Source organism: Nocardia sp. NBC_00511 (assembly GCF_045161165.1).
Taxonomy (GTDB): domain Bacteria; phylum Actinomycetota; class Actinomycetes; order Mycobacteriales; family Mycobacteriaceae; genus Nocardia.
On sequence record NZ_CP107849.1, the window covers coordinates 8,212,649 to 8,237,163 of the forward strand.

Consider the following 24,515-nt stretch of genomic DNA (forward strand, 5'->3'; position numbering starts at 1 on the left):
CTAACTGCGGGAACGCGTTTCGCTGGCCGCGGTGAACAGTTGCGCGCATACCGCGGTGAGTTCGGCGGGTTCGTCGCGCTGCCCGTCCATCAGCCAGTCGACGAGCAGGTGGTTGACGCCGCCGACCAGGGCGGTCGCGGTCAGGCGGTCGGCTCGGGTGAGGGTCCGCGGGCCGCCGGCCTGCCAGGTGGTCGTGACGACATCGGTGAACTCGCGCAGGATGCGGTGGCGGCGCTGCTCCATCGCCGGTGAGATGCCGACGACCTCGATGAATACGACGCGGGCCCGGCGTGGGTCGGCCGTGAGATACCGGACGAAGGCGTCGATTCCGGCCACTGTCAGGGCGCCGAGTTCCGGTTCGGCGGCGGCCAGGGCGGTGCCGGTCGCCGTCCGCATGCCCTCGGACAGTTCGTCGTAGAGCGCGGCCAGGCAGGCCTCGCGGTCGGTGAACGACTCGTAGAAGTAGCGTTCGGTCAGCCCCGCGCCCCGGCAGAGCTGCTTGATCGAGGTCGCCGCGTACCCGGCGCCACCGAACAGCTCCAGCGCGGATTCGAGGATGGCGGTGCGGCGCTGGCGTACGCGCTCCTCGAGTGGGACGCCCGAATATTTCCGGCCGGCGGGCTTCGGTCCGGACAGTGTCATGGACGATTCCCTTTCTGCTGGCGGGGTGCAATACTAGCCCGGCCGCATTCTGACACGCTCAATTGTCAGAATGCTGGCGACAGCCACCAGTCCTGGGCACTCTCCGACGACACCCCACAGGGAAAACCGATGACTGCGACCGAATCCACCGCCACGCTGCGACCGATACCGGAATTCGAAGGCGTACACCAGATCTGGCCGCGCGGCCGGCGGCTCGAGGCGGTCCGCGACGCGGCCCGCGCCTACCGGGAGCGGTTTCTCGCGCAGGGGCAGGTGCGGGCGGTCAAGAGTTTCGACATCGCCGCGGCCCCCTATCCCGCCCGTTTCGCGTTCCAGGGCTACTCGATCAACGTCAATCCGTTCATCTCGATCATCAACCGGATGTTCGTGATCCAGTTCGAGGGCTTCGACGGCAAGCCCAAGACGCTGGTCTGGGAGCCGACCGTGGCCGCGGGCTCGGCGGAAGCGCCCTTCTACCATCAGCTGCAGAGCTTCTCGCGCCGCCTCGGCCTGGAATCGCTGTTCGTCGACTACTACAACGATCCCGAGGACGTGCTGCCACGCCTCGGCCTGACCAACGCCGACGTCGACTACATCAGCTTCGACCACCTGCACGTCCAGGATCCGCGCATGATCGTGGGCAGCACCGAGCTGATCCCCGGTGAGACCGAACCGCGGAAACCGTTGTTCCCCAATGCGAAACTGCTGGTGCACCGCCGCGAACTCGGCACCTTCGAGGCCGTGCACCCCATGCAGTGGGCCTGGTACGTCGACGGGGGCATGGACGGTGTCCCGGAGGACCGGCTCGAAATCTTCGATGGTGACGTCGAACTCGGTGTCGGCGTCAGCCTGCTGTGGACGCCCGGCCACACCGACGGCAACCACTCCCTGGTGCTCAACACCCCCGACGGGGTGTGGGTGTCCTCGGAGAACGGGATGGCCGCCGACAGTTGGCAGCCCGAACTGTCGAAGATCCCGGGCGTGCGCCGCACCGCCGAGTTCTACGGCCGCGAGGTCGTACTCAACGCCAACACCCTCGAGGACTCCCTCGACCAGTACGACTCCATGGTCAAGGAGAAGACCCTGGCCTCCCCGTCGCCGCGAAACCCGCAGTGGCGTCAGATCATTCCGTCTTCGGAATGCGCCAACCGCAAACGCCAGTGGCCGATCGTCCCCACCTACAGCCACGGCGGACTCGACTACGGCACCATCACGGTCCCGCAGCGCTGACTCGGGCATCTCAGGAGATCCACATGACCTCGTCCGACCCGGTCGCAGCGGCGGCCGGAACACCTGAATCGGCTGGGCCGCACCTGCATACGCATCGGTCGGGCCCACTGTCGTTCACCGTGTGGGTGCTGGCGCGACTCGTGCTCAAGCCGATCTACCGGATCTGGCCGCTCAACGACCTCGGCATGCGGGCGCTGCGGTTCATCGACGCCCTCTTCGCCCGCCTCCCGCATCCGCGCACCGTCGGCCTGTCCTTCACCACCCTGGCCGATGTCCCCGCCGAGGTGAGCACACCGCGTCGTCCGGCCGCCGACCAGCTCGCGGGCGCGCACCTGCTCTACCTGCACGGCGGCGGCTTCCTGTTCTGCGCCCCCACCACCCACCGCCACCTGTGCGCCCGCCTCGCCGACACCCTGGGGATTCCGGTGTACTCCCTGCGCTATCGCAAACTTCCAGGGGCCGGTGTCGGCACCGCCGTAGACGACGCCTACCGCGCCTACCGCGCCCTGCGCGCACAGCTCGAACCCGACGCGCGGATCGTGGTGGCGGGCGATTCGGCAGGCGGTTTCCTGGCCGCCAAGATCTGCGAACTCGCACAGCTCGACGGCATCACCGCCCCGGCCGCGTTCATCGGCTACTCACCCGCCCTCGGCCTCGACATCGAACGCCACGACGCCCGCCTACTCCGCCGCGACGCCTACCAGCCACTCGCCGCCTATCTACGGGTCAAAAAGCAATGGGACCGCGGACCGATCCCCCTGCGCGGCACCAGATCTCCCGTCGACACTCCCGCCATCTTCCCGCCCGCCTTCCTGGTGGCCGCCGAAGGCGAACTCTTCGAACCCGACATCCGAGCCTTGACCGCAGCCCTGCACGCCACCACCCGACCGGTGGAAACCCACATCTGGCGTCACCAGGTACACGCCTTCCCCGTACTCGACGCCCTCCTCCCCGAAAGCGCCCACGCCATCCGCCTCACCACCACCTTCCTCCGCACCGTCCTCTGACCCCACCGAACCGGCAGCGCAGTCGGTGCGGAGATTCCGTCACGGCGAAGGCTGGCAGCGGGGGCAGAAGTAGATGCCGCGGTCGGCTCGGGTGGTGTGGGCCGGGTCGTCCAGGAGGTGGACGACCAAGGGGGTGGCGCAGCGGGGGCAGGGGCGGCGTTGACGGCCGTAAGCCTGAGCGCGCCAAGGGGGTTCGTGGGCGGCCTTGGTCAGGATTCGGTGGGCCTCGTCGGTCAGGGCGGGGAGGTCGGTTACCGCGCCGACCGGGGTGGCGGGGTGGATTCGGCGGAGGAAGCAGATTTCGCTGCGGTAGATGTTGCCGATTCCGGCGAGGTTGGTCTGGTCGAGCAGGGCCAGGCCGATGGGCTGGTCGGGGGTCAGTCGGAGGCGGCGGACGGCCTCGGCGGGATCCCAGTTCGGGCCGAGCAGATCCGGGCCGAGGTGGTCGACGGCCGTGTGCTCGTCCGCGCGGCGCAGCACCTCGACCGTGCCCAGGGAGAAGCCCACGGCCTCCCGGTCGGCGGTGGTGAGCACCAGGCGGGCGGTGAATCCTGGCCGGTCCCAGCGTTGTCCGGTCGGATAGGTTCGCCACTCGCCTTCCATTTTCAGGTGCGTATGGACGCTGACCTCGCCGGTGCGCACGAACAGATGCTTGCCGTAGGACCCCACCGATTCCACCGTTTGTCCCGACAGATCGAGGGTCGCGTAACGCGGCACCCGGAAATCGCTGCGGGTCAGCACATTTCCGTCCAGTGCGTCCCGCAGGCGTGCGGCCGCTCGGAAGACGGTGTCTCCTTCAGGCATTCGCGCACCGCCGCGACCTCGGAACCGGGGCCGCCGATGTCACGGTCGCCCGCGTAGTCGGAAGCCCTTGGGGGTGGCGGTGAAACCGGCTTCGGTGAGGAAGGTGGCGAAGGTGTTGCCGTGCACGGATTCTCCGTTCACGCGGTCGATGGTCAGGGAGTCGACGCGGCGGTCTCGGACGAGGCCGGCCAGGGCGGTGGCGGCGGCGGTGCGGACGGCCGGGTCCTCGGTGAAGGTGAGCAGGGTCTTGCCGCCGCGTTCGAGGTAGAGGGTCAGCTCGCCCTCCACCAGTACGACGAGTGCGCCCGCCTTGCGGCCGGGGCGGTGGCCGACGCCCTCGGCGGCCGCCTTCGGCCAGGGCAGGGCCGCGCCGTACGGGTTGGCGGGGTCGCAGGCCGCCAGCGCCAGCGAATTGCCCACCGGCCCATGCCCGTACGCGCCGTCGCCGTCGCGGGAACGGTCGGTGTCGAAGGAGCGCAGGCGATCCACCACGTCGGTGGTCGAGAACTGTGCACCACCCAGGGAATCCACGAAGTAGCCGCGACGGCAGCGGCCGCGATCCTCGAACTCGGTCAGCACCCGGTACATGAGGGCGAACCCGCCGGGCACGCCCTCACTCTGCACCGGACCCCGGGTGAGCACGCCGTAGCGCTCCAACAGCACATCCGCTGTGGCGTGCGCGCGCACCGTATTGTCGGCGATCCGCTCCGGCAGCAGCGACCAGCGACCCGCCACCTGCGGTGAACTCGACCGCGCGGGCATTCCGCTGCGCGGCAGATACATTCGCCCGCGTGGCGCTCGGCGCGGCGTCCGATGCGCGGTCGTGGTCCGGGCGGTCCCGGCCAGCAGCGCGCGCACCGGCGCGAAGGTGTCGCCTCCGGCATACCCGGCCCACACCAGCTCCCACAACGCCGCTACCAGCCCGGTCTCGTCCTCGGAGCCACTGGCTTCCAATAGCTGCCGGAAGAAGTACGCACCCCCACCGGCCGGTGCTACCACCTCGTAGGGGCGGTCTCGGCCGGTCCCGGAGCCCCCGGGTGCGATGGGAGGGCTCTCGCCCGACCGGTCTGCGGGGGTCTGCCGCTTCGCACCGGATGCGGCCTCGACGCTCACCGACGGATCGGCCGCACCGGAGGCGGCGGGTCCGCCGATCACGGTGGCCCCCAACGCCATCAGCAGCCGGATATGTGTCTCGGTGAAGTCGAGTGGGTCCGGTGGCGGGAGGGTCAGCGCGGCGTGTTCGGCCGGGTGCAGGGCGATCCAGCCGTCCTTGGCGGTGAGGGAGCCGTGACCGGACCAGATCACCTCGCCGGTGGCCATCAGTTCGTCGAGCATGGCGGGGGAGTAGTCGCGCACCCGCAGCGGCAGGATCAGCGATTCCCAGGCCGAGGCCGGAATCGGCACGCCCGCAAGCTGTTCCACCACGGCGGCGACACCGTCCACGCCGCGCAGGTCACCGGTGCCGACATGCTGCCAGGACGGCAGGAACCGGCCCAGGGCGGCGGTCGCGACCGGCTCCACGTCCTTGCGGGCGGCGGCCAGCGAGCGGCGGCGCAGGCGGCGCAGCACCTGGTTGTCGCACCATTCGGCGCCGGTCGAGCCGGGCGTGAATTCGCCTTCCACCACCCGCTTTTCGAGAGCGAGCCGGTGCAGCGCGGTGGCGGCCACCGCCGTGCCCAGCCCGAACCGCTGCGCCACCCGGGTGAGGGTGAACGGTCCGTGCGTGCGTGCGTAACGTCCGACCAGGTCACCGAGCGGATCGGCGACGGGTTCGATGAACGCCGCCGGAACTCCGATCGGCAGCGGCACCCCGAGCGCGTCCCGCAGTCGGGCGGCATCCTCGATCGGCACCCACCAGCGCGAGCCCGCGAATGAAACCTCCAGCGCCCGATGCGATTTCACCAGCTCGGTGAACCATGCGCCGGGATCCTCGAGGCAGCGTTCGCCCGCCTCGGCGGCGGTGAGCGGACCCAGCAGCCGCAGCAGATCGGCCAGCCCCTCCATATCCCGCGCCCGCCGATCTTCGGGCAGCCGCTGTAGTTCCCGCTCGGTCTCCTCGATGACCGTGCCGTCCAGGAGTTCTCGCAGCTCCACCCGGCCCAGCAGTTCGGCCAGCAGGCTGGAATCCAGCGACAGCGCCGCCGCCCGGCGTTCGGCGAGCGGACTGTCGCCCTCGTACATGAACTGCCCGATGTAGTCGAACAGCAGCGAGTTCGCGAACGGTGAGGGCGCGGCCGTCTCCACCTCGACCAGCCGGATCTGCCGCCGCGCCACCCGCCCGAGCAGGTCCCGCAGCGACGGCAGGTCGTACACGTCCTGGAGGCATTCGCGCACTGTCTCGAGCAGGATCGGGAACTCCGGGAACTTGCGCGCCACATCCAAAAGCTGCGCCGCCCGCTGCCGCTGCTGCCACAGCGGTGCCCGCTTCCCCGGATCGCGGCGCGGCAGCAGCAGCGCCCGTGCCGCGCACTCCCGGAACCGGGACGCGAAAAGCGCCGACCCACCGACCTGTTCGGTCACCAGGTCGTCGATCTCGTCGGTCTCGAACACGAACAGTTCCGCACCCGGCGGTTCGTCGGTGGTGTCCGGCAGCCGCACCACGATGCCGTCGTCGGACGGTGTCGGCGCGGCATCCACCCCGAACCGCTCCCGCAACCGCGCCCCCACCGCCAGCGCCCACGGCGCGTGCACCGGCAGCCCGTACGGCGAGTGCAACACCAGCCGCCAGTCCCCGAGCTCGTCGCGGAACCGCTCCACCAGCAGCACCCGATCCGTCGGCAACTGCCCGGTGGCCTCCCGCTGCTCCGCCAGCAGCGCCACCAGATTCCCGGTGGCGTTGCCGTCCAGCCCCGCCGCCCGGGTCACCGACTCCAGCTCGGTCTCCGGCGCGACCTTGTCCTTCGCCCCCGATCTGGTCGATTTACGGGTCGAATTCTTCCCGTCCGCGCGCTCGTTGTCTCCCGCCGCGAATTCCCGCAGGGCCGTTGCCAGATCGACCGGCTCCCGGCCCGCCTTCGCGCCAGTCGGCCGCGCGGCCTGATGCTGCTCGACCGCCTGCCCCGCGATCCGCACGAATTCGCCCAGGGCGGCGCCCAATTCGGCGGGGCGGCCGAGGGAATCGCCGTGCCAGAAGGGAAGTCGGCCGGGTTGGCCGAAGGCGGGGGTGACCAGGACGCGGTCGAAGGTGATCTCCTCGATGCGCCAGCTGGTCGCGCCGAGGGCGAACACGTCACCGACTCGGGACTCGTAGACCATCTCCTCGTCGAGTTCGCCTACGCGGGAGGCTTTTTCGCCGACCATGAAGACGGGGAACAGGCCGCGGTCGGGGATCGCGCCGCCGGAGGTGACGGCCAGTCGTTGCGCGCCGGGGCGGCCGGTAAGGGTTCCGGCATCGCGGTCCCACACGATGCGGGGGCGCAGTTCGGCGAACTCGTCGGACGGATAGCGCCCGGACAGTAGATCCAGTACCGACTCGTAGGCCGAACGGGGCAGGGCCGCATAGCTTCCGGTGCCGCGCACGGTGTCGAACCAGGCGTCGGCGTCGACGGGTTCCAGCGCGCACGCGGCAACCGTCTGCTGCGCGAGGATGTCGAGGGGGTGCGTCGGCACCTTCAGCTCCTCGATCTGCCCGGCCGTCATCCGCATCGACGCGACCGCGCAGTGGATGACGTCGGTGCGATGCTTGGGGAAGATCACCCCGCGCGAGATCTCACCCACCTGGTGTCCGGCGCGCCCGACCCGCTGCAGGCCACTGGCCACCGACGGCGGCGCCTCGACCTGCACGACGAGTTCCACCGCACCCATATCGATGCCGAGCTCCAGGCTGCTGGTGGCGACCACGCACCGCAGCCGCCCGCTCTTGAGGTCGTCCTCGATGAGCGCCCGCTGCTCCTTGCTCACCGACCCGTGATGGGCGCGCGCCAAAAGCGTTGTGGCCCCGTGGATCACCTCGGTCGACGCACCCAGTTGCGCGGGCGGCGCGTGCTCGGTGTCCACCGCCTCCCCGATGCGCGCCGCGTACGCCTCGTTCAACCGGGCCGTCAGCCGCTCCGAGAGCCGCCGCGAATTGGCGAACACGATGGAGGACCGATGCTCGAGCACCAGATCCACGATGGCCTCGTCCACATGTGGCCAGATCGAGCCGGGCTGATCCGAATCCTCCCGGCCCGCATCGGGTTCCGTCATATCCGCGACCGGCACCCGCACCGACAGATCGAAGGTCTTGGGCGCGGGCGGCGACACGATGGTGATGGGCGCGTTCCCGACCAGGAACCGCCCCACCTCCGCGGGCGGCCGCACCGTCGCCGACAGTCCGATCCGCTGTGCCGGATGCTCGAGGCCCGCGGCGGCCCGCAGCAGATCCAGTCGGGCCAGCGAAAGCGCCAGGTGCGCACCGCGTTTGGAGCCCGCGATGGCGTGCACCTCGTCCACGATCACGGTGTGCACGCCGGTGAGCGTCTCGCGCGCCGCCGAGGTCAGCATGAGGAACAGCGACTCCGGCGTGGTGATCAGAATGTCCGGCGGCGTGCGCTGCATCCCGCGGCGCTCGGTGGCGCTGGTATCGCCGGAGCGCACCCCCACCCGAATCTCCGGCGGCTCCAGCCCGAGTCGCTTCGCGGTCTGCGTGACACCCACCAGCGGGGCCCGCAGATTGCGTTCCACGTCCACGGCCAAGGCCTTGAGCGGCGAGATGTAGAGCACCGACGTCTTGCGCGGCCCGTCCTCGGCCTCGCGATGCGCGAGCCGGTCGATGGCCCACAGGAACGCCGAGAGCGTCTTACCGGAACCGGTCGGCGCGACCACCAGCGTGTGCTGTCCGGCCGCGATCGAATCCCACGCACCCAGCTGCGCGGGCGTCGGCGCGGGGAACGCGCCGTCGAACCACTCCCGGGTTGCGGGCGAGAACCGATCCATCGCCCCAGTCTGCACCCGGCCACCGACAACCCGTGCCACCCGGCCCGCCCGCGACGGTCCTGATCAGCCCCCTAGGCGCGGGTGAGCGAAGGACGGGCAATCGTCGGCAAGTCGCCGCGCGCCGCGCGTAAGGTTCGATCCGTGCAGAATGTGCTTCGGCTCGACCTGGTCAGTCACGGTATGACCGAGGCGATGCGCAAAGCACGATTCCCCGTCGACGAGCCGCTCACCGAGGCGGGCCGCCGTGCGGTCTCCGCCTGCGGCCGCCTGCATCCCGCCCGCGTCCTGACCGCCCCCGAGCTCCGCACCATCGAAACCGCGACACTGATGGGGCTCTCGGGCGACGAGGAGGACCGATTACGTGACCTCGATGCCGGGGCCTGGCGTGGCGGCGAACTCATGTCGGTCCCCAAGGAAGACCTGTACCTCTGGCTGACCGACCCGGCGTACCGGGGCCACGGCGGCGAATCGGTCGTCGATGTGGTCGAGCGCACCGGCGAATGGCTGGCCGATATCGCCCACGAGGGCGAGTCCACCATCGCCATCACGCACCCGTCGGTGATCCGCGCGGCCCTGCTGGTCACCCTGGACGCCCCGGCAAAGTCGTTCTGGCGCATAGACGTTCCCCCCGTCACGGTCACCCGCCTGCACTATCGCGGCGAGTGGACCCTGCACTTCCGGTCCTGAGCGCGGCTCAGTGCTGTACCGGTTCGGCGGTGTTGATCATCATCCGCAGCGCGTCGGTGATCAGCCGGGCGGACAGGCTCGGGTCGATGGCCCGCTGAATTCCGAGTCCGAGCCCCATGCTCAGCACCGCGGTGGCCGTGTCCTCGGCGGGCATCGGCAATACCAGGCCCAGGGAGTCGGCCAGCGCCTGTAGTTGCGCGGCGACCAGGCCGCGCACCAGATCCAGCCCCGACACCAGTGCGGCCTGCAGCGCAGGATCCTCGCGGGCCACGATCGCGAACTCGAATTCCAGGATGGTCCAGCCGACGTCGCCGAGGGTGCGCTCGGCCCAGACGTTGAGCCGTTCGAGGCGGTCGTCGAGGCTGTCGCCGCCCGCGAGCACCTCGGTGACCTCCGCGAACTTGGTCTCGTGAATGAGGCTCAGCACCTCGAGGCAGAGCGCGGACTTGGTCCGGAAGTTCGAGTACACCGCCCCTTTGGAGTATCCGGCCTCCTCGGCGACCTTCTCCAGGCTGGTTTTGGCGTAGCCGTCGGCCAGGAACATGTCGCGCGCGGTGGCGAGCAGATCCGCGCGCGTGCGGGCCTGGCTCTCGGTCCTGGTGAGTCGTGCCATGTGTGCATTCTATGTACCGCAGGATTTGGGATACCCACGGTATGCGAAAACTGTTAGTGTCTGGAATATGAGTAGGAGCAACGGGGCACAGCGACGTGGCCTGGCCATCGGCTGCGGCGGCACGGTCGGCGCGGCCTGGATCGTCGCCGCCCTGAACTCGGTCCGCGACGTCCTCGACTGGGATCCGCGCACCGCCGACGTCATGATCGGCACCTCCGCCGGCGCGGAAATGCTGACCATGCTGGGCAACGGCATCGGCGTCGACGACCTGGTCGCCATGCAGCGCGGCACCACCACCAACCCGATCCTGACCGCGCACATGCGCGCCGAACCCGGCCGCTTGCCGCCGCTGCCGCGTCCGCGCCTCGGCGCACCCCGCCGCGCGGTCCGCGAACTCGCGGCCCGGCCCGGCAACGGGCACGCCCTGCTCACCGCGGGCAGCGGACTGCTCCCGGTCGGCGGCGGCGACCCGAAGTGGTTGCAGAACCTCGCCGATCGGCTCACCCCCGGGCGCGACTGGGCCGCGCACCCCGCCACCTGGCTGGTCGCCATGGACGACGCCAGCGGTGAACGCGTCGCCTTCGGCTCGCCGTCCGCCCCGGACACGAATCTCGGTGCGGCACTGCGGGCCTCGTGGGGCGTACCCGGGTGGTTCCCGCCGGTGCCGATCGCGGGCCGTCACTTCATCGACGGGGGAGCGGCCTCCACCGCGTCGGTCGACCTGCTGATTCCGGCGGACCTGGACGAGGTGGTGGTGCTCGCGCCCATGGCCTCCACCGGTCGCCTGCCCGCCACCGGAGCCGGGCACTTCCTGGAACGTCAGCTGCGAAACCGCATGAGCGAGAAGCTCGATGCCGAGATCGCGCTCATCCGCGCCACCGGCGTCAAGGTGCTGCGCGTCGACGCCACCGCCGAAGACCTCGCGGTCATGGGCCCCAACTTCATGGACGGCCGCCGCCGCCTCGCCACCTTCGAACACAGCCTGGACAGCACGCGCGTGCAGGTCGAAAAGGGAGAATTCGCATGAGCCTCTTCAAGAGTGGCTACCCCGCCATCGAACTGCAGGGCGCCCGCGTGCTGATCACCGGCGCGGGCCGCGGCATCGGCCAGTGCACCGCCGACCTGTTCGCCAGCAAGGGCGCGCAGATCGCCATCGCGGACGTGGACACCGCGGCCGCGCAGGCCGCCGCGGCGGCCCTGGGCGCCGAGGCCTTCGAACTCGACGTGCGTGATCGCGCCCAGTGGGACAAGGTGATCGCCGACTTCGGGCCCGTCGACATCCTGGTCAACAATGCCGGTGTGATGCCCGCCGGGGCCTTCCTGGATGAGCCGGACGCGGTGGGGCACACCACCATCGACGTCAATGTGTGGGGTCTCATCCACGGCATGCGCGCGGTGGTGCCCGGCATGATCGAGCGCGGGCACGGCCACGTCGTCAATGTCGCGTCGCTGGCGGGCAAGATCCCGATCGCGGGCCTGGCCGTCTACAACGCCAGCAAGTTCGCGGCCGTCGGCCTCTCCGCCGCAACGCGTCTGGAGTTCGAGCCGCACGGGATCAGCGTCAGCTGCGTCATGCCGTCGGCGGTCCGCACCCGGCTGTCGTCGGGCCTGGCCCTCGGCGGCGGCATGCCCACCGTCGATCCCGAGGATGTGGCCGCCGCCGTGGTGAGCACGGTCCGCACCCGGCGCGCCGAGGTCTCCGTCCCGAACTACCTGGGCCCCATCGACGTAGCCTTCGCCGCCGCACCCGAACCGGCGGTGCGCCTGGTGCGCCGCATGTTCAACGCCGACCGCGCCCTGCACCCCGCCGACGAGCAGGTCCGTGCCGCCTACGAGGAGCAGGTCCGCGCCATCGCCACCGACGAGGAGCACTGACACCGCAGGGGGTTGTCAGTGCTCGGGCGCGGCCTACCAGTGGGCCGCGCCCGGCTGCACCGCCTGGACGCTCATCACCGTGAGCGTCGGGGAGCTGCACTCGGTCATGGGGCTCGAGATGAACAGCGACGCCTTGTTGTCCGGCGGGTAGATCCGGAATCCCTGGACCTGAACGGGTTTGCAGTCGGCGGTCGAGTACCCGCTCTGCCCGTTCGCGGAGCGCGTCAGCGCGGTGGCCTTGCCACCCGGATCCAGTCGCACCGGAGTGACGGCCCGCGTGTTGTCGCGTGCAGCCGGGTTGCCGATCGGATCGCCGTCCGGCCCGTTCGTATAGGAGACACCTGGAAAGCCCTGCATCACACACGGTGTCGAGGCGGTATTGGTGAAGATGATCCCGAAGTAGACGCTGCCCGCCGCCGCGCCACCCGAGGTGTCGCGGGCGACGCTCAACTGGTCGGTCCGGCATTCGGCGACGCCCGTCGCGGTGGTCGTGCCCGCACCCCCGGTGGGTTGCGTGCCGCCGCCCGACGGCCCACCGCCGCTCGGCTGACCCCCCGCGCCGGTCGTCGGCGCCACCGTCGTACCACCGCCGTTCGCCGTGGTGGAACCACTTCCGGTGGACACCGACGCGGAACTGCACCCCGCCACCGCCACCAGTCCCGCTGCCAGCACACCTGCTACCCGAAGGCTCCGAACCCGCATCACCTGCTCCTCTCCGACAGGCCTATCGGAGCGGAGCAGGTTTTGGTTTCAGCGGCGTCGAAGCTGTGATTCCACCGTTACCCGCCTTGTGTTTCCAGCGCTACTCGAACCGGATGCCTTGCGCGAGCGGCAGTTCCGTCGAGTAGTTGACGGTGTTGGTGGCGCGGCGCATGTACGCCTTCCACGAGTCCGATCCGGATTCGCGCCCGCCGCCGGTCTGCTTCTCACCGCCGAACGCACCACCGATCTCGGCCCCGGAGGTGCCGATGTTGACGTTGGCGATGCCGCAGTCCGAGCCGTCGGCGGCCAGGAAACGCTCCGCCTCGCGCTGGTTCTGCGTGAAGATCGACGATGAAAGCCCCTGCGGCACAGCATTGTGCACGGCGATGGCGGCATCCAGATCGTGGTAGGTGAGCACGTACAGGATGGGCGCGAAGGTCTCCTCCCGCACCACCTCGGTCTGCACGGGCATCCGGACGACGGCCGGGCGCACGTAGTAGGCGTCGTCGCCGAATTCCGCGACCCGCTCACCGCCGCACACCAATTCGCCCTCGTCGGCCAGTGCGCGATCGATGGCCGAGCGCATGGCGAGGTAGGACCGCTCGTTGATCAGCGGGCCGACCAGCACCCCGTCCTCGAGCGGATTGCCCACCCGCAGTTGCCGATACGCGGCCGCGACCCGATCCAGCAGCGGCCCGACCACGTCGGCGTGCACGATCAGCCGCCGCAGCGTGGTGCAGCGCTGCCCCGCGGTGCCCGCCGCCGCGAACACGATGCCGCGCGCGGCCAGATCCAGATCGGCCGACGGTGTCACGATCGCGGCATTGTTGCCGCCCAACTCCAGCAGGCTGCGTCCGAAGCGCGCGGCCACCCGAGGCCCGACCTGCCGTCCCATCCGCACCGATCCGGTCGCGCTGACCAGCGCCACCCGCTCGTCGTCGACGAGCCGCTCGCCGATCTCGGCGGCGCCCTGAATCAGCTGGTGCACTTCGGGATCCGCGCCCACGTCGAGGGCGGCGCGGCGCAGCAGGCGGTGGCAGGCCAGCGCGGTCAGCGGTGTCGCATCGGAGGGTTTCCACACCACGGTGTCCCCGCACACCAGCGCGACGGCGGTGTTCCACGCCCACACCGCGACCGGGAAGTTGAAGGCCGAGATCACCCCGACCACACCGAGCGGATGCCAGGTCTCCATGAGCCGGTGACCGGGGCGTTCCGATGGCATGGTGCGCCCGTAGAGCTGCCGCGAGAGCCCGATGGCGAACTCGCAGATATCGATCATCTCCTGCACTTCACCGCGCGCCTCCGCGCCGATCTTGCCCGCCTCGAGCGTGACCAGGTCGCCGAGATCGTCCTTGTGCAGGGTGAGCAGTTCGGCCAGGCGGCGCACCACGGCGGCCCGGGCCGGCGCGGGCACGGTGCGCCAGGATTCGAAGGCGGTGGCGGCGCGGCCGATGGCGGCGTCGACCTCCGCGACGGAAGTTGTTTGGAGACTGACCAGTTCGCCGCCGGTGATCGGCGACCGCACACTCAGCCCACCCGCCGCGGGCAGCCGAACGTCCATCGCACGCAACACCTCCTCGGCGTGCACCCGTAGTTCACGGGTCAGATCCTCGGTGGTCACCTGGGTCATCGACGCCTCCCTGTTCGATCATCGGGTAATGGGTTCCGGCCACGAGTTCGGTTCGCTGCGTTAGCCTTCGCTGATGGCGGATACACCGGCGAAACCCACCCTCGACGACATCGATCGATTGCTGATCCGTGAGCTGATCGCTGATGGTCGCGCCACCCTGTCGAATCTCGCGGAGAAGGCCAACCTTTCGGTGTCGGCGGTGCAGTCTCGCGTGCGGCGGCTGGAGGCTCGCGGCGTGATCCGCGGCTATACGGCCAATGTCGATCCGGAGGCGCTGGGACAGATGCTCTCGGCATTCGTCGCGATCACTCCTCTCGACCCGTCGCAGCCCGACGACGCACCCGCACTGCTGCAGCACATTCCGGGCATCGAGGCGTGCCACTCGGTAGCAGGCGACGAGAGCTACATGCTGCTGGTGCGGGTGGCCTCGCCCAGGCACCTGGAGCAACTGCTGCAGGAGATCCGCGCGACGGCCAATGTCAGGACCCGAAGCACCATCATTCTGCAGACATTCTACGACAAGTAGGCCGCATACCTTCGGTGACAGCCCGGTTACGGTCGTAATTTTTGCGGAACTTACGGGCTTCGCCGTAAATATTCATTTACCCTGGGTGGCGTGACCCTCGAACTCGATCGGCTCGGGGCGGCCGCCGAAACGACACTCGTCACCCCCGCCCGGGTGCATGACATTCTTGCCGCGAGCATTCTCGCCGACGGCTTCGATCTGGTACTCGACCTGCGAAAATCGCGTGGCCGTCGGCTCGTGGACGCGCGCGACGGCACCGCGTACCTCGACATGTTCGGCTTCTTCGCGTCCTCGACGCTGGGGATGAACCATCCGGCCCTGCTGGGCGACAAGCGGTTCCTGGCCAGCCTCTCGGCGGCCGCGCTGAACAAGCCCAGCAACTCCGACGTCTACACCGTCGAGATGGCGCGCTTCGTGGACACTTTCGTGCGCGTGCTCGGCGACCCGCGACTGCCGCACCTGTTCTTCATCGACGGCGGCGGCCTCGCGGTCGAGAACGCGCTCAAGGCCGCCTTCGACTGGAAGTCCCGGCACAACGAAATGCACGGGCGCCCAGCCGAACTCGGCACCAAGGTGCTGCATCTCACCGGCGCCTTCCACGGCCGCACCGGATACACCCTCTCGCTCACCAACACCGACCCGGTGAAGACCGCGCGCTTCCCCAAGTTCGACTGGCCGCGCATCGACACCCCGTACCTCGGACCCGACCACCCCGACATCGAGGCCGCTGAACGCCACGCCCTCGACCAGGCCCGCCGCGCCTTCGCCGAAAACCCGCACGACATAGCGTGTTTCATCGCCGAACCGATTCAGGGTGAGGGCGGCGACCGGCACCTGCGGCCGGAATTCCTGCGTGCCGTGCAGGAGCTCTGCCACGCCAACGACGCCCTGTTCATCCTCGACGAGGTGCAGACCGGCGTCGGCATGACCGGAACCACCTGGGCCTACCAGCAATTGGGCCTGGAACCCGACGTGGTGGCCTTCGGCAAGAAGACCCAGGTGTGCGGCATCATGGCCGGCGGCCGGGTGGACGAGGTGCCCGACAACGTCTTCCGGGTCAGCTCCCGGCTCAACTCCACCTGGGGCGGCAACCTGACCGACATGGTCCGCGCCCGCCGGGTCTTCGAGGTGATGGAGCACGACGATCTGGTGGAGCGGGCGGCCGAACTCGGCTCGTATCTGCTCGACCGGCTCACCGAATTGTCCACCGCGCACACCGAAGTCACCGATCCGCGCGGTCGCGGACTGATGTGCGCGATCACCCTCGGATCCACCGAGCTGCGCGACGGGGTGGTGACCCGGCTGCGCGAACAGGAGCACGTGCTGATCCTCGGCACGGGTGCGCGGGGCATTCGATTCCGGCCGCCGCTGACGGTAACCAGAGCGGAGCTGGACGAGGCCATCGACGCCCTCGACCGCGTCCTGCACTGAATTTCGGCACCCGCCTCCGCGTCGAGGTCGGGGGAGCTCGCTGGGAACCGTCGTCCGTTCTCAGCGAGTTCCGGCCGTCCGATGAACGGGAATCCCGCTGTGGATCCGGTCAAAACATGCGCCGCATGACTGGGCGGTTCCCCTATTGAGTAGTAGGGGAAATGTGGCCGTGCTCACGCAAATCTGCCGTCCGACCTGCGGGTTTTTACTGGCGGGCAGTCAATAACCGTACTCACCAGTAGCCCCGCCGGGATTACGAAGACCCTCTGGTACTGGTTACACTCGCGGCCATGACGAGTGTCCAGCATCAGCCTTCGCCGGGTCCGGCGGGAACCCCCGATATTCACACCACCGCCGGCAAGCTGGCTGACCTGCGCAATCGGCTGGAAGAAGCCAAGCACCCGATGGGTGAGGCCGCAGTCGACAAGGTGCACGCCAAGGGCAAGATGACCGCGCGCGAGCGCATCCTCGCCCTGCTGGACGAGGGCTCGTTCGTCGAACTCGACGCCCTGGCCCGGCATCGCAGCGTGAACTTCGGCCTGGAGAACCAGCGTCCGCTGGGCGACGGCGTGGTCACCGGCTACGGCACCATCGACGGCCGCGACGTCTGCATCTTCTCCCAGGACGTCACCGTCTTCGGTGGCTCGCTGGGCGAGGTCTACGGCGAGAAGATCGTCAAGGTCATGGATCTGGCGCTCAAGACCGGCCGCCCGCTCGTCGGCATCAACGAGGGCGCGGGCGCGCGCATCCAGGAAGGCGTTGTCTCCCTGGGTCTTTACGGTGAGATCTTCCACCGCAACATCCAGGCTTCCGGGGTGATCCCGCAGATCTCGCTGATCATGGGTCCGGCCGCGGGTGGCCACGTCTACTCGCCCGCGCTGACCGACTTCGTGGTCATGGTCGACCAGACCTCGCAGATGTTCGTCACCGGCCCCGACGTGATCAAGACCGTCACCGGCGAGGAAGTCACCATGGAGGAGCTGGGCGGCGCCCACACCCACATGGTCAAGTCCGGTGTCGCGCACTACGTCGCCTCCGGCGAGCAGGATGCCCTCGACTACGTCCGCGACCTGCTGAGCTACCTGCCCAGCAACAACCGCGCCGAGGCCCCCCGCTTCCCGGCCACCGCCGAGGCCGGCGCCATCGAGGAGAACCTCACCGAGTCCGATCTCGAGCTGGACACCATCGTCCCGGACTCGCCGAACCAGCCCTACGACATGCACGAGGTGATCAAGCGCCTGGTGGATGACGAGGAGTTCCTGGAGGTGCAGGCCGAGCGCGCGATGAACATCATCATCGGTTTCGCCCGCATCGACGGCCGCGCCGTCGGCTTCGTCGCCAACCAGCCCTCGCAGTTCGCGGGCTGCCTGGACATCGACGCCTCGGAGAAGGCCGCGCGCTTCGTGCGCACCTGCGACGCCTTCAACGTCCCGATCATCACCCTGGTCGACGTTCCGGGCTTCCTGCCCGGCACCGGCCAGGAGTACAACGGCATCATCCGCCGCGGCGCGAAGCTGCTCTATGCCTACGGTGAGGCCACTGTGGGCAAGATCACAATCATCACCCGCAAGGCCTACGGCGGCGCCTACGACGTCATGGGTTCCAAGCACATGGGCGCCGACGTGAACCTGGCGTGGCCGACCGCTCAGATCGCCGTCATGGGCGCCTCGGGCGCGGTGGGCTTCGTCTACCGCAAGCAGCTGCAGCAGGCTGCCGCCGAGGGCAACGACGTCGACGCCCTGCGCCTGGAGCTGCAGAACGAGTACGAGGACACCCTGGTGAACCCGTACGTGGCGGCCGAGCGCGGTTACGTCGACGCGGTCGTCCCGCCGTCGCACACCCGCGGTCAGATCGTCTCGGCGCTGCGCCTGCTGGAACGCAAGATGGTCAGCATGCCGCCCAAGAAGCACGGCAACATTCCGCTCTGAAGATGCGATATGCGCGGTATGGGGCGCACACTTGACCATGTAGGACAAGTGACTCGTACCGCGCACGATCGCCTCATCCGAGTGAAGATGTTCAGGAATGACCCTCGACGCCGAGGGTTGTAACGAATACCGTTCGCGGACCCGGAGTTTTCGGGCCGCGAACGAGCCGCAGTCCCTGCGGCAAACGGACAGGAGGACTGGCGCTGTGACGACCATGGCCGATGAAGAAGTACTGCGCGCCGCCGAACTGGATCTAGCCGTCGATGAGTTGGCGGACGCCGTCGATACGGCCGTCCCCGCAGTGGAGCTGACGAGCACCGAGCCGGTCATCCGGATCCTCAAGGGGAACCCGACCGAACTCGAAGTGGCCGCGCTCATCTCCGTGTTCGCCGCCGTATCGGCGAGCGCCACCGGCACTCCCGCCGACAACGGCCCGGCCGACCACTGGGGTCGCCCGACGTTCTCGCACCGCGGCTCCGCGCCGTTCTCGCCGTATGCCTTTCCGGCACTGTCGCACCTGCGCGACTGACGGTCGGTGACCGTCTTCGTACTGGCGTCCCAATCACCGGCACGGCTCGGCGTCCTGCGCAACGCGGGCGTCGAGCCGGTGGTCCGGGTATCCCATGTGGACGAGGACGCGGTGGCCGCCGCACTGCCGGTCGGTACCGCCCCCGAGGTGATCGTCGTCGAACTGGCCCGCGCCAAGGCGCGTGAGGTCGCCTCGACCCTGGCCGCCGATCCCGAACTGGCCGCGGCACACGCCGATTCCGTTGTGGTGGGCTGTGATTCGATGCTGCTCGTCGACGGGGAACTGCAGGGCAAACCCCTGACCCCCGAGGTGGCACGGGCGCGCTGGGCCGAAATGGCCGGGCGCAGCGCGGATCTGCTCACCGGACACTGTGTGCTGCGGGTGCGGGACGGCGAGATCGTCGCCGAGGCCGCCGACTGCAGCACCACCACAGTGCATTTCGCGAAACCCGAGCCCGCCGAACTCGACGCCTATATCGCGACGGGGGAGCCCTTGCAGGTGGCCGGATCCTTCACCCTGGACGGGATGGGCGGCTGGTTCGTGGACCGCATCGAGGGCGATCCCTCGAGCGTCATCGGAATCGGACTACCACTGGTTCGTCGACTGCTTGCCGAGGTGGGCGTCGCCGTTGCGGAGCTGTGGGTCGGTAGCCGCGCGTAGCTGGGCCTCGTTGTTGGCACGCAGCTGAGTCTCGGTGGGGCGCAGCGGGGTTTCACCCGGGCGCAATTGCGGGGCGATGCGGCCGGTCGAGGTGGCTAATCGCGGTTCGCCGCTCGTTTCGGGCGCTGCGGCCTCCCCGTTGGACATCTCGGGTGTGCGCGCCCGCAGCAGTTCCAGCCGGGCCACGCACAGTTCGGGTTCCACGAACGGGTGCAGGCGTACGGTCACCTGCTCGCGGCCGCCGTTGCGGTCCAGCACTTCTCGCATGAGTCCCAGGTGGACGCCGCACACCACTTCGGAGTGGGTGCGGGCGAGTTCGCGCAGCGGGCAGGCGGTCATCCGGATGAGAGCGGATTCCTCTGTCTCGCTGGCATGGTCGCGTTCGGGGGCGAAGCCGAGTTCCGACATCAGGGTGACGGTGAGGTCCTTGGCGTCCTCGAGGGATTCGACCGGCTGATCCACGGCTTCGAGTTTCGCGCCCCACACCCGTCCGGCAGCGATGGCGGCGTCGGAGCGGCGGCGCGGGTCGGCGCCCAGCTGGTCGGCGAGGACCTGCGCCAATTCCTGATAGCCGACCGATCGCTGCACGGCGGTGTATCCGATGCGCGGGCGACCGCGGCCGCGGGGCGGCTGTTGGAATTGGCGTACGAGCGATTCCCGGGTGAGCACATCCAAATGGAAACGGACGGTTGTCACATGCTGTCCCGTGACGCGCGCCAGTTCCTGGGCATCGAGAGGCTCGCTGGCGCCACGTAGGATCGCAAGCAGTCGCCGTCGCGGCCAAGAATCGGACATAGCTCACCCCTCCTCTCTGGAGACTTTATCGGATGAAGCTGCGCTTAATTCGCCCAATCACCCGATTCGTCGTCTGAAACGAGTTTCGTAACCATTGCATGCCTACGATCGGTGTTGAGATTCGAACCGCCATTACCTAACCCACCACGCGTGAAGGACCACAACGTGCCCGTCGCCCCGGATCCGCATCAATCGTTCGGCTCCTACGCACATCCTCACCGACTAGTAACCACAGAGTGGCTGTCAGCAAACATCGGCGCGCCGGGGCTCAAGATCATCGAGTCCAACGAAGACATATTGCTATACGACATCGGCCATGTCCCGGGTGCCATCAAGATCGACTGGCGTTCCGAGCTGATCGATCCCCGCACCCGCGATGTCATCGACGGTGTCACCTTCGCCAACCTTATGCGTCTCAAGAACATCGAACGCGACGACACCGTAGTCATCTACGGCGACAAATCCAATGGCACCGCGGCCGCCACCCTGTGGGTGTTCTCCCTCTTCGGACATGAGGACGTGCGCCTGCTGGACGGTGGCCGGGACGCCTGGATCTCCGAGGCTCGTGACACCACCTTCGAGGTGCCCTCGGCCGGACTCGGCGAATACCCGGTGGTGACCCGCGACGACAAGTCCTCGCGCGCGTTCCGCGAGGACGTGGTCGCGCACCTGGGCGGCGCCCTGGTCGACTCCCGCGTCTTCGAGGAGTACACCGGCGAACTGGTGGTACTCGATCGTCCCGAGGAGCAGGCGCTGCGGGCCGGGCACATCCCGACCGCGATCAACATCCCCTGGACCTCGTCGGTCGGCGCGGACACCCGCTTCCGGCCGCGCGCCGAACTCGATGTCATCTACGGCGCGGTCACCGAAGCGCTCGCGCCGCTGGTGTATTCGCGCATCGGCGAGCGTTCGGCCCTGACCTGGTTCGTGCTCACCTACCTGTTGGGCGTGTACGGTGTCCGCAACTACGACGGTTCCTGGACCGAGTGGTCGAATTCGGTCGGAGCGCCCATCGCGTTCGGCGATCAGCCGGGTGCGATCCCACAGGGCGGGACCGCGTCGTAACACCGGACGGCCGGGTAGATATCAGGTTTCGGGGCATGGTCTCACCTACTCCCCGGTAGCCCTAGCCCCGTTCGGTGATTGTTGGCAGGATGCCTACACTGCCGACAGACGAAAGTATCCAGAGCACAGGAGGCTCAGTGCCCAACCATGCCAACGCGCAGATCACAAAGGTCCTCGTAGCCAATCGAGGCGAGATCGCCGTGCGCGTGATCCGGGCCGCCAAGGACGCCGGTATCGCCAGTGTCGCGGTGTACGCGGAACCGGACGCCGATGCGCCGTTCGTGAAGCTCGCCGATGAAGCCTTCGCGCTCGGTGGCCAGACTTCGGCCGAGTCGTACCTGGTGTTCGACAAGATCCTCGACGCGGCCGCCAAGGCCGGTGCGGACGCGATCCACCCCGGTTACGGGTTCCTGTCGGAGAACGCCGATTTCGCGCAGGCGGTGATCGACGCGGGTCTGATCTGGATCGGTCCCTCGCCGCAGTCGATTCGCGATCTGGGTGACAAGGTGACCGCGCGCCACATCGCGCAGCGGGCCGAGGCGCCGATGGCCGCGGGTACCAAGGACCCGGTCAAGAACGCCGACGAGGTCGTCGCGTTCGCCAAGGAGTACGGCGTTCCGGTGGCCATCAAGGCCGCCTTCGGTGGTGGCGGTCGCGGCATGAAGGTCGCGCACACCATCGAGGAGATCCCGGAGCTGTTCGAGTCCGCGACCCGTGAGGCCATCGCGGCCTTCGGTCGTGGCGAGTGCTTCGTGGAGCAGTACCTGGACAAGGCGCGCCACGTCGAGGCGCAGGTCATCGCCGACAAGCACGGCAACGTGGTGGTCGCCGGTACCCGTGACTGCTCGCTGCAGCGTCGTTTCCAGAAGCTGGTCGAGGAGGCCCCGGCCCCCTTCCTGTCGGACGCGGTGCGCGCCGAGATCCACGCTTCCGCCAAGCGGATCTGCAAGGAAGCCGGTTACTACGGTGCCGGCACCGTGGAGTACCTGGTGCAGGGCGAGACGGTGTCCTTCCTGGAGGTCAACACCCGCCTGCAGGTCGAGCACCCGGTCACCGAGGAGACCGCGGGAATCGACCTGGTGCGTCAGCAGTTCCGCATCGCCGAGGGCCACGAGCTCTCGGTGCTGGAGGATCCGACCCCGCGTGGTCACTCCTTCGAGTTCCGTATCAACGGTGAGGACGCCGGTCGTGGCTTCCTGCCCGCGCCCGGTCCGGTCGTCGTCTACAAGGAGCCCACGGGCCCCGGTGTGCGCGTGGATTCCGGTGTGGTCGAGGGCAGTGTCATCGGCGGTCAGTTCGACTCGATGCTGGCCAAGCTGATCGTCACCGGCGAGAACCGTGAGCAGGCGCTGCAGCGTGCCGCCCGCGCCCTGGCCGAGTACGAGATCGAGGGCCTGGCAACGGTTCTGCCGTTCCACCGCGCCATCGTCGAGCACCCCGCGTTCATCGGTGACGGCACCAAGTTCGACGTCTACACCAAGTGGATCGAGAACGACTGGGACAACACCATCGAGCCGTACACCGGTGGCCAGCCGATCGACGACGAGGACGAGGCTCCGCGCCAGAAGGTCGTGGTCGAGGTCGGCGGTCGTCGCCTGGAAGTGTCGCTGCCGGGCCAGTTCTCGGTCGGCGCGGGCGCTGCGGCGGCCAGTGCGCCGGGCGTGATCCGCAAGAAGCCCAAGCCGCGCAAGCGTGGCGGTGCGGCCGGTGCCGGTGCTTCCGGTGACGCCGTGACCGCGCCCATGCAGGGCACCGTCGTGAAGGTCGCTGTCGAAGAGGGGCAGACCGTCGAGGCGGGCGACCTGGTCGTGGTGCTCGAGGCCATGAAGATGGAGAACCCGGTCACCGCGCACAAGGCCGGTGTGATCACCGGGCTGTCGGTGGAGGCCGGTGCGGCCATCACCCAGGGCACTGTGCTGGCAGAGATCAAGTGACTGTGCTGGCAGAGATCAAGTAGTTTCTGTCGGATCTGAAGGTCCTGCAACAGGTTTCACGAAGGGCCGTCCACCTCCTGGTGGGCGGCCCTTTCGCGTACGCGCTGAGTGTTGGCTCCGAGTACGCCTCTCGGCCGACGCGGTGGCGGTCCGGTCGCGCTAATGTCATGACATGGCTGAACCCCCGGAGATCCGCATCGGTACCGCGGAGCGTGAGGACGCGATGAAGCGGCTGTCGGATCATTTCGCGGCCGGGCGCTTGAGCGTGGCCGAATTCGACGAGCGCAGTGGGATCGTGGCCGCGGCGATGACCCGCGGCGATGTCGAGCAGGTGTTCACCGATCTGCCGGAACCGGTGGCGGACAAGCCCGTTGCGCCCAAGCCGAGCGGTTTCGCGGTTTCGCGGCTGCCCGAGCGGATCATGCCGGTGGTGCCGATCATCGCGGTGATCCTGTTCTTCGTGACTCACCAGTGGTGGGTGTTCCTGTTGATCCCACTGGTGGGCGCGGTGCTGTTCGGCGGCCGGGACGGAATGCGTGGTCGCGACCGTCGCGACTCGCGTCGGGATTCGCGGCGGCAGCGGCGGCTGGATCGGGGGTCGGAGGACTGATGGAACCCATTGAAATCAATGCCGGCAGTTGGTATCTGCGCGCTTTGCGGGCCGACGAGCGCATCGACGACCGGCCCGCGCTGGCCGACGGCGGTATCACCGATCCGGACTATGTGGCGCGCCGGAACGCGGAATGGGCCGACGAGACCCACTTCTCGTGGGCGGTCTGCATCCCCACCACCGCGGAACTGATCGCCGAGATCGGCGTGCAGCCGACCGGTGACGGCACTGCCCTCGTGACCGGTTGGGCCCGTTCGGGTTACGAGGCCGCGCTCGCGGACGGACTGGAGTCGGTGCGTCGTTTCACCGCCGGAGCTCTGGGTCTGCAACCCGTCGACGCGTCCTGAATCGGCTTTCCGGCCCGGCCGTTCTCCGGTCCGGACAACGATATTCGATCAAATTTCCTCTTCCCCACCTGCTGTTATGCCGTCCCGGGCGCGAAAAATGGTTCGTGCCCGCCCCCGGTCGTGAGCGACTCTTGAATCGCATCCGAAACCGACGACCAGGGGAGGCGGTTATGTGGAGCTGGAGTAAACACCAGACAGATCGGGCGATATCGGCGTCGTTCACCGCATGGCGGCAGACGGAACCCGAACCGACCATCACCGATCCGGACTACCGCGCCGAGGCCGCCGCGAGCGAGCCCGGTGAGCCGGTCGGCACCGACGGCGGCACCATTCGCACCGGCGACGAGGCCTGCGATATGCCGGGCGCACCGGACTGTTCGGAGGTCTCCGAGCAGTCGCTCAGCGGCATGTTCGAGACCCTGGCTCGAATGCTGGAGCCCTCGCACAGCGGGCGCTAGCCGCGAGTTGGTAGTTCACGATCGGCGCGACGGACGCGGGGTCGGCGCGACGGCACCATGGGGCGGGTCCAACCGGACCCGCCCCATTCGTGTCTCGAGAGGGCGGGTCCCACGCCGTGCCGCCCCCG

The 24,515-nt window shown here is 68.7% G+C and carries 22 protein-coding genes; 15 read left to right on the top strand and 7 right to left on the bottom strand.

The features are described from left to right. Positions 1–642 carry a TetR/AcrR family transcriptional regulator gene (locus tag OG300_RS38015; protein ID WP_405489580.1) on the bottom strand — a complete coding sequence of 214 codons (642 nt, stop codon included), beginning with the start codon at positions 640–642 and terminating at the stop codon, positions 1–3. 129 nt (positions 643–771) lie between these two features. On the opposite strand from OG300_RS38015, the gene OG300_RS38020 reads away from it, so the two are divergent. After that, positions 772–1,872 (top strand): hypothetical protein, encoded by a 1,101-nt coding sequence (locus OG300_RS38020; protein ID WP_405489582.1) that lies wholly within the window; start codon positions 772–774, stop codon positions 1,870–1,872. 23 nt (positions 1,873–1,895) lie between these two features. Beyond that, positions 1,896–2,879, top strand: a complete 984-nt coding sequence (locus OG300_RS38025) for an alpha/beta hydrolase (protein ID WP_405489584.1) — start codon at positions 1,896–1,898, stop codon at positions 2,877–2,879. A gap of 39 nt (positions 2,880–2,918) precedes the next feature. Here OG300_RS38025 and OG300_RS38030 read toward each other — a convergent pair whose 3' ends face one another. Both OG300_RS38030 and OG300_RS38035 read right to left on the bottom strand, forming a co-directional pair. Beyond that, a complete protein-coding gene (locus tag OG300_RS38030; RefSeq protein WP_405489586.1) occupies positions 2,919–3,683 on the bottom strand; it encodes a DNA-formamidopyrimidine glycosylase family protein in 765 nt (254 codons plus the stop codon). Positions 3,684–3,722: 39 nt separating this feature from the next. Next, positions 3,723–8,597, bottom strand: coding sequence for an ATP-dependent helicase (locus OG300_RS38035; protein ID WP_405489588.1), 4,875 nt, complete (start codon positions 8,595–8,597; stop codon positions 3,723–3,725). 141 nt (positions 8,598–8,738) lie between these two features. Between OG300_RS38035 and OG300_RS38040 the strand changes: the two genes are divergently transcribed. Further along, complete coding sequence (locus tag OG300_RS38040) at positions 8,739–9,284, top strand: histidine phosphatase family protein (RefSeq protein WP_405489590.1); 546 nt, start codon at positions 8,739–8,741, stop codon at positions 9,282–9,284. A gap of 7 nt (positions 9,285–9,291) precedes the next feature. Here the strand turns inward: OG300_RS38040 and OG300_RS38045 are convergent, their stop codons facing one another. Then, positions 9,292–9,897 (bottom strand): TetR/AcrR family transcriptional regulator, encoded by a 606-nt coding sequence (locus OG300_RS38045; protein WP_405489592.1) that lies wholly within the window; start codon positions 9,895–9,897, stop codon positions 9,292–9,294. A 67-nt stretch (positions 9,898–9,964) separates the two neighbouring features. Here OG300_RS38045 and OG300_RS38050 point away from each other — a divergent pair, with 67 nt between their 5' ends. Both OG300_RS38050 and OG300_RS38055 read left to right on the top strand, forming a co-directional pair. Beyond that, positions 9,965–10,924 (top strand): patatin-like phospholipase family protein, encoded by a 960-nt coding sequence (locus OG300_RS38050; protein WP_405489594.1) that lies wholly within the window; start codon positions 9,965–9,967, stop codon positions 10,922–10,924. Continuing rightward, positions 10,921–11,772 carry an SDR family oxidoreductase gene (locus OG300_RS38055; protein WP_405489596.1) on the top strand — a complete coding sequence of 284 codons (852 nt, stop codon included), beginning with the start codon at positions 10,921–10,923 and terminating at the stop codon, positions 11,770–11,772. Before OG300_RS38050 ends, OG300_RS38055 begins: the two co-directional genes overlap by 4 nt. A 33-nt stretch (positions 11,773–11,805) precedes the next feature. On the opposite strand, the gene OG300_RS38060 is transcribed toward OG300_RS38055, so the two are convergent. Both OG300_RS38060 and OG300_RS38065 read right to left on the bottom strand, forming a co-directional pair. Then, the gene (locus OG300_RS38060) at positions 11,806–12,474 is read right to left on the bottom strand and encodes a DUF4232 domain-containing protein (RefSeq protein WP_405489597.1); all 669 of its coding nucleotides are present in this window, start codon (positions 12,472–12,474) and stop codon (positions 11,806–11,808) included. A 100-nt stretch (positions 12,475–12,574) separates the two neighbouring features. Then, entirely contained in the window at positions 12,575–14,104 is a 1,530-nt protein-coding gene (locus tag OG300_RS38065) for an aldehyde dehydrogenase family protein (RefSeq protein WP_405489599.1), read from the bottom strand. 73 nt (positions 14,105–14,177) lie between these two features. Here OG300_RS38065 and OG300_RS38070 point away from each other — a divergent pair, with 73 nt between their 5' ends. From OG300_RS38070 to OG300_RS38090, 5 genes are all read left to right on the top strand, one after another. Then, positions 14,178–14,630, top strand: coding sequence for an Lrp/AsnC family transcriptional regulator (locus OG300_RS38070; protein ID WP_405489601.1), 453 nt, complete (start codon positions 14,178–14,180; stop codon positions 14,628–14,630). Positions 14,631–14,720: 90 nt separating this feature from the next. Further along, on the top strand, positions 14,721–16,061 hold the full coding sequence (gene lat / locus OG300_RS38075) for an L-lysine 6-transaminase (protein WP_405489603.1): 1,341 nt from the start codon (positions 14,721–14,723) through the stop codon (positions 16,059–16,061). 290 nt (positions 16,062–16,351) lie between these two features. Beyond that, a complete protein-coding gene (locus OG300_RS38080; RefSeq protein WP_405489605.1) occupies positions 16,352–17,989 on the top strand; it encodes an acyl-CoA carboxylase subunit beta in 1,638 nt (545 codons plus the stop codon). A 214-nt stretch (positions 17,990–18,203) separates the two neighbouring features. Next, a complete protein-coding gene (locus OG300_RS38085; protein ID WP_405498828.1) occupies positions 18,204–18,518 on the top strand; it encodes an acyl-CoA carboxylase subunit epsilon in 315 nt (104 codons plus the stop codon). A 6-nt stretch (positions 18,519–18,524) separates the two neighbouring features. After that, positions 18,525–19,178, top strand: coding sequence for a Maf family protein (locus OG300_RS38090; RefSeq protein WP_405489607.1), 654 nt, complete (start codon positions 18,525–18,527; stop codon positions 19,176–19,178). Here the strand turns inward: OG300_RS38090 and OG300_RS38095 are convergent. Then, the gene (locus OG300_RS38095) at positions 19,104–19,973 is read right to left on the bottom strand and encodes a helix-turn-helix transcriptional regulator (RefSeq protein WP_405489609.1); all 870 of its coding nucleotides are present in this window, start codon (positions 19,971–19,973) and stop codon (positions 19,104–19,106) included. The two genes, OG300_RS38090 and OG300_RS38095, sit on opposite strands and share 75 nt — an antisense overlap. Before the next feature lie 165 nt (positions 19,974–20,138). On the opposite strand from OG300_RS38095, the gene OG300_RS38100 reads away from it, so the two are divergent. The 5 genes from OG300_RS38100 (at position 20,139) to OG300_RS38120 (ending at position 24,387) form a co-directional block, all read left to right on the top strand. After that, on the top strand, positions 20,139–21,038 hold the full coding sequence (locus OG300_RS38100) for a sulfurtransferase (protein WP_405498829.1): 900 nt from the start codon (positions 20,139–20,141) through the stop codon (positions 21,036–21,038). A 137-nt stretch (positions 21,039–21,175) separates the two neighbouring features. Next, positions 21,176–22,972, top strand: coding sequence for a biotin carboxylase N-terminal domain-containing protein (locus tag OG300_RS38105; RefSeq protein ID WP_405489611.1), 1,797 nt, complete (start codon positions 21,176–21,178; stop codon positions 22,970–22,972). A 172-nt stretch (positions 22,973–23,144) separates the two neighbouring features. Further along, positions 23,145–23,582, top strand: a complete 438-nt coding sequence (locus OG300_RS38110) for a DUF1707 domain-containing protein (protein WP_405489613.1) — start codon at positions 23,145–23,147, stop codon at positions 23,580–23,582. Then, the gene (locus OG300_RS38115) at positions 23,582–23,929 is read left to right on the top strand and encodes a hypothetical protein (protein WP_405489615.1); all 348 of its coding nucleotides are present in this window, start codon (positions 23,582–23,584) and stop codon (positions 23,927–23,929) included. Before OG300_RS38110 ends, OG300_RS38115 begins: the two co-directional genes overlap by 1 nt. A 170-nt stretch (positions 23,930–24,099) precedes the next feature. Continuing rightward, positions 24,100–24,387 carry a hypothetical protein gene (locus tag OG300_RS38120; protein ID WP_405489617.1) on the top strand — a complete coding sequence of 96 codons (288 nt, stop codon included), beginning with the start codon at positions 24,100–24,102 and terminating at the stop codon, positions 24,385–24,387. Positions 24,388–24,515 lie beyond the last annotated feature (128 nt).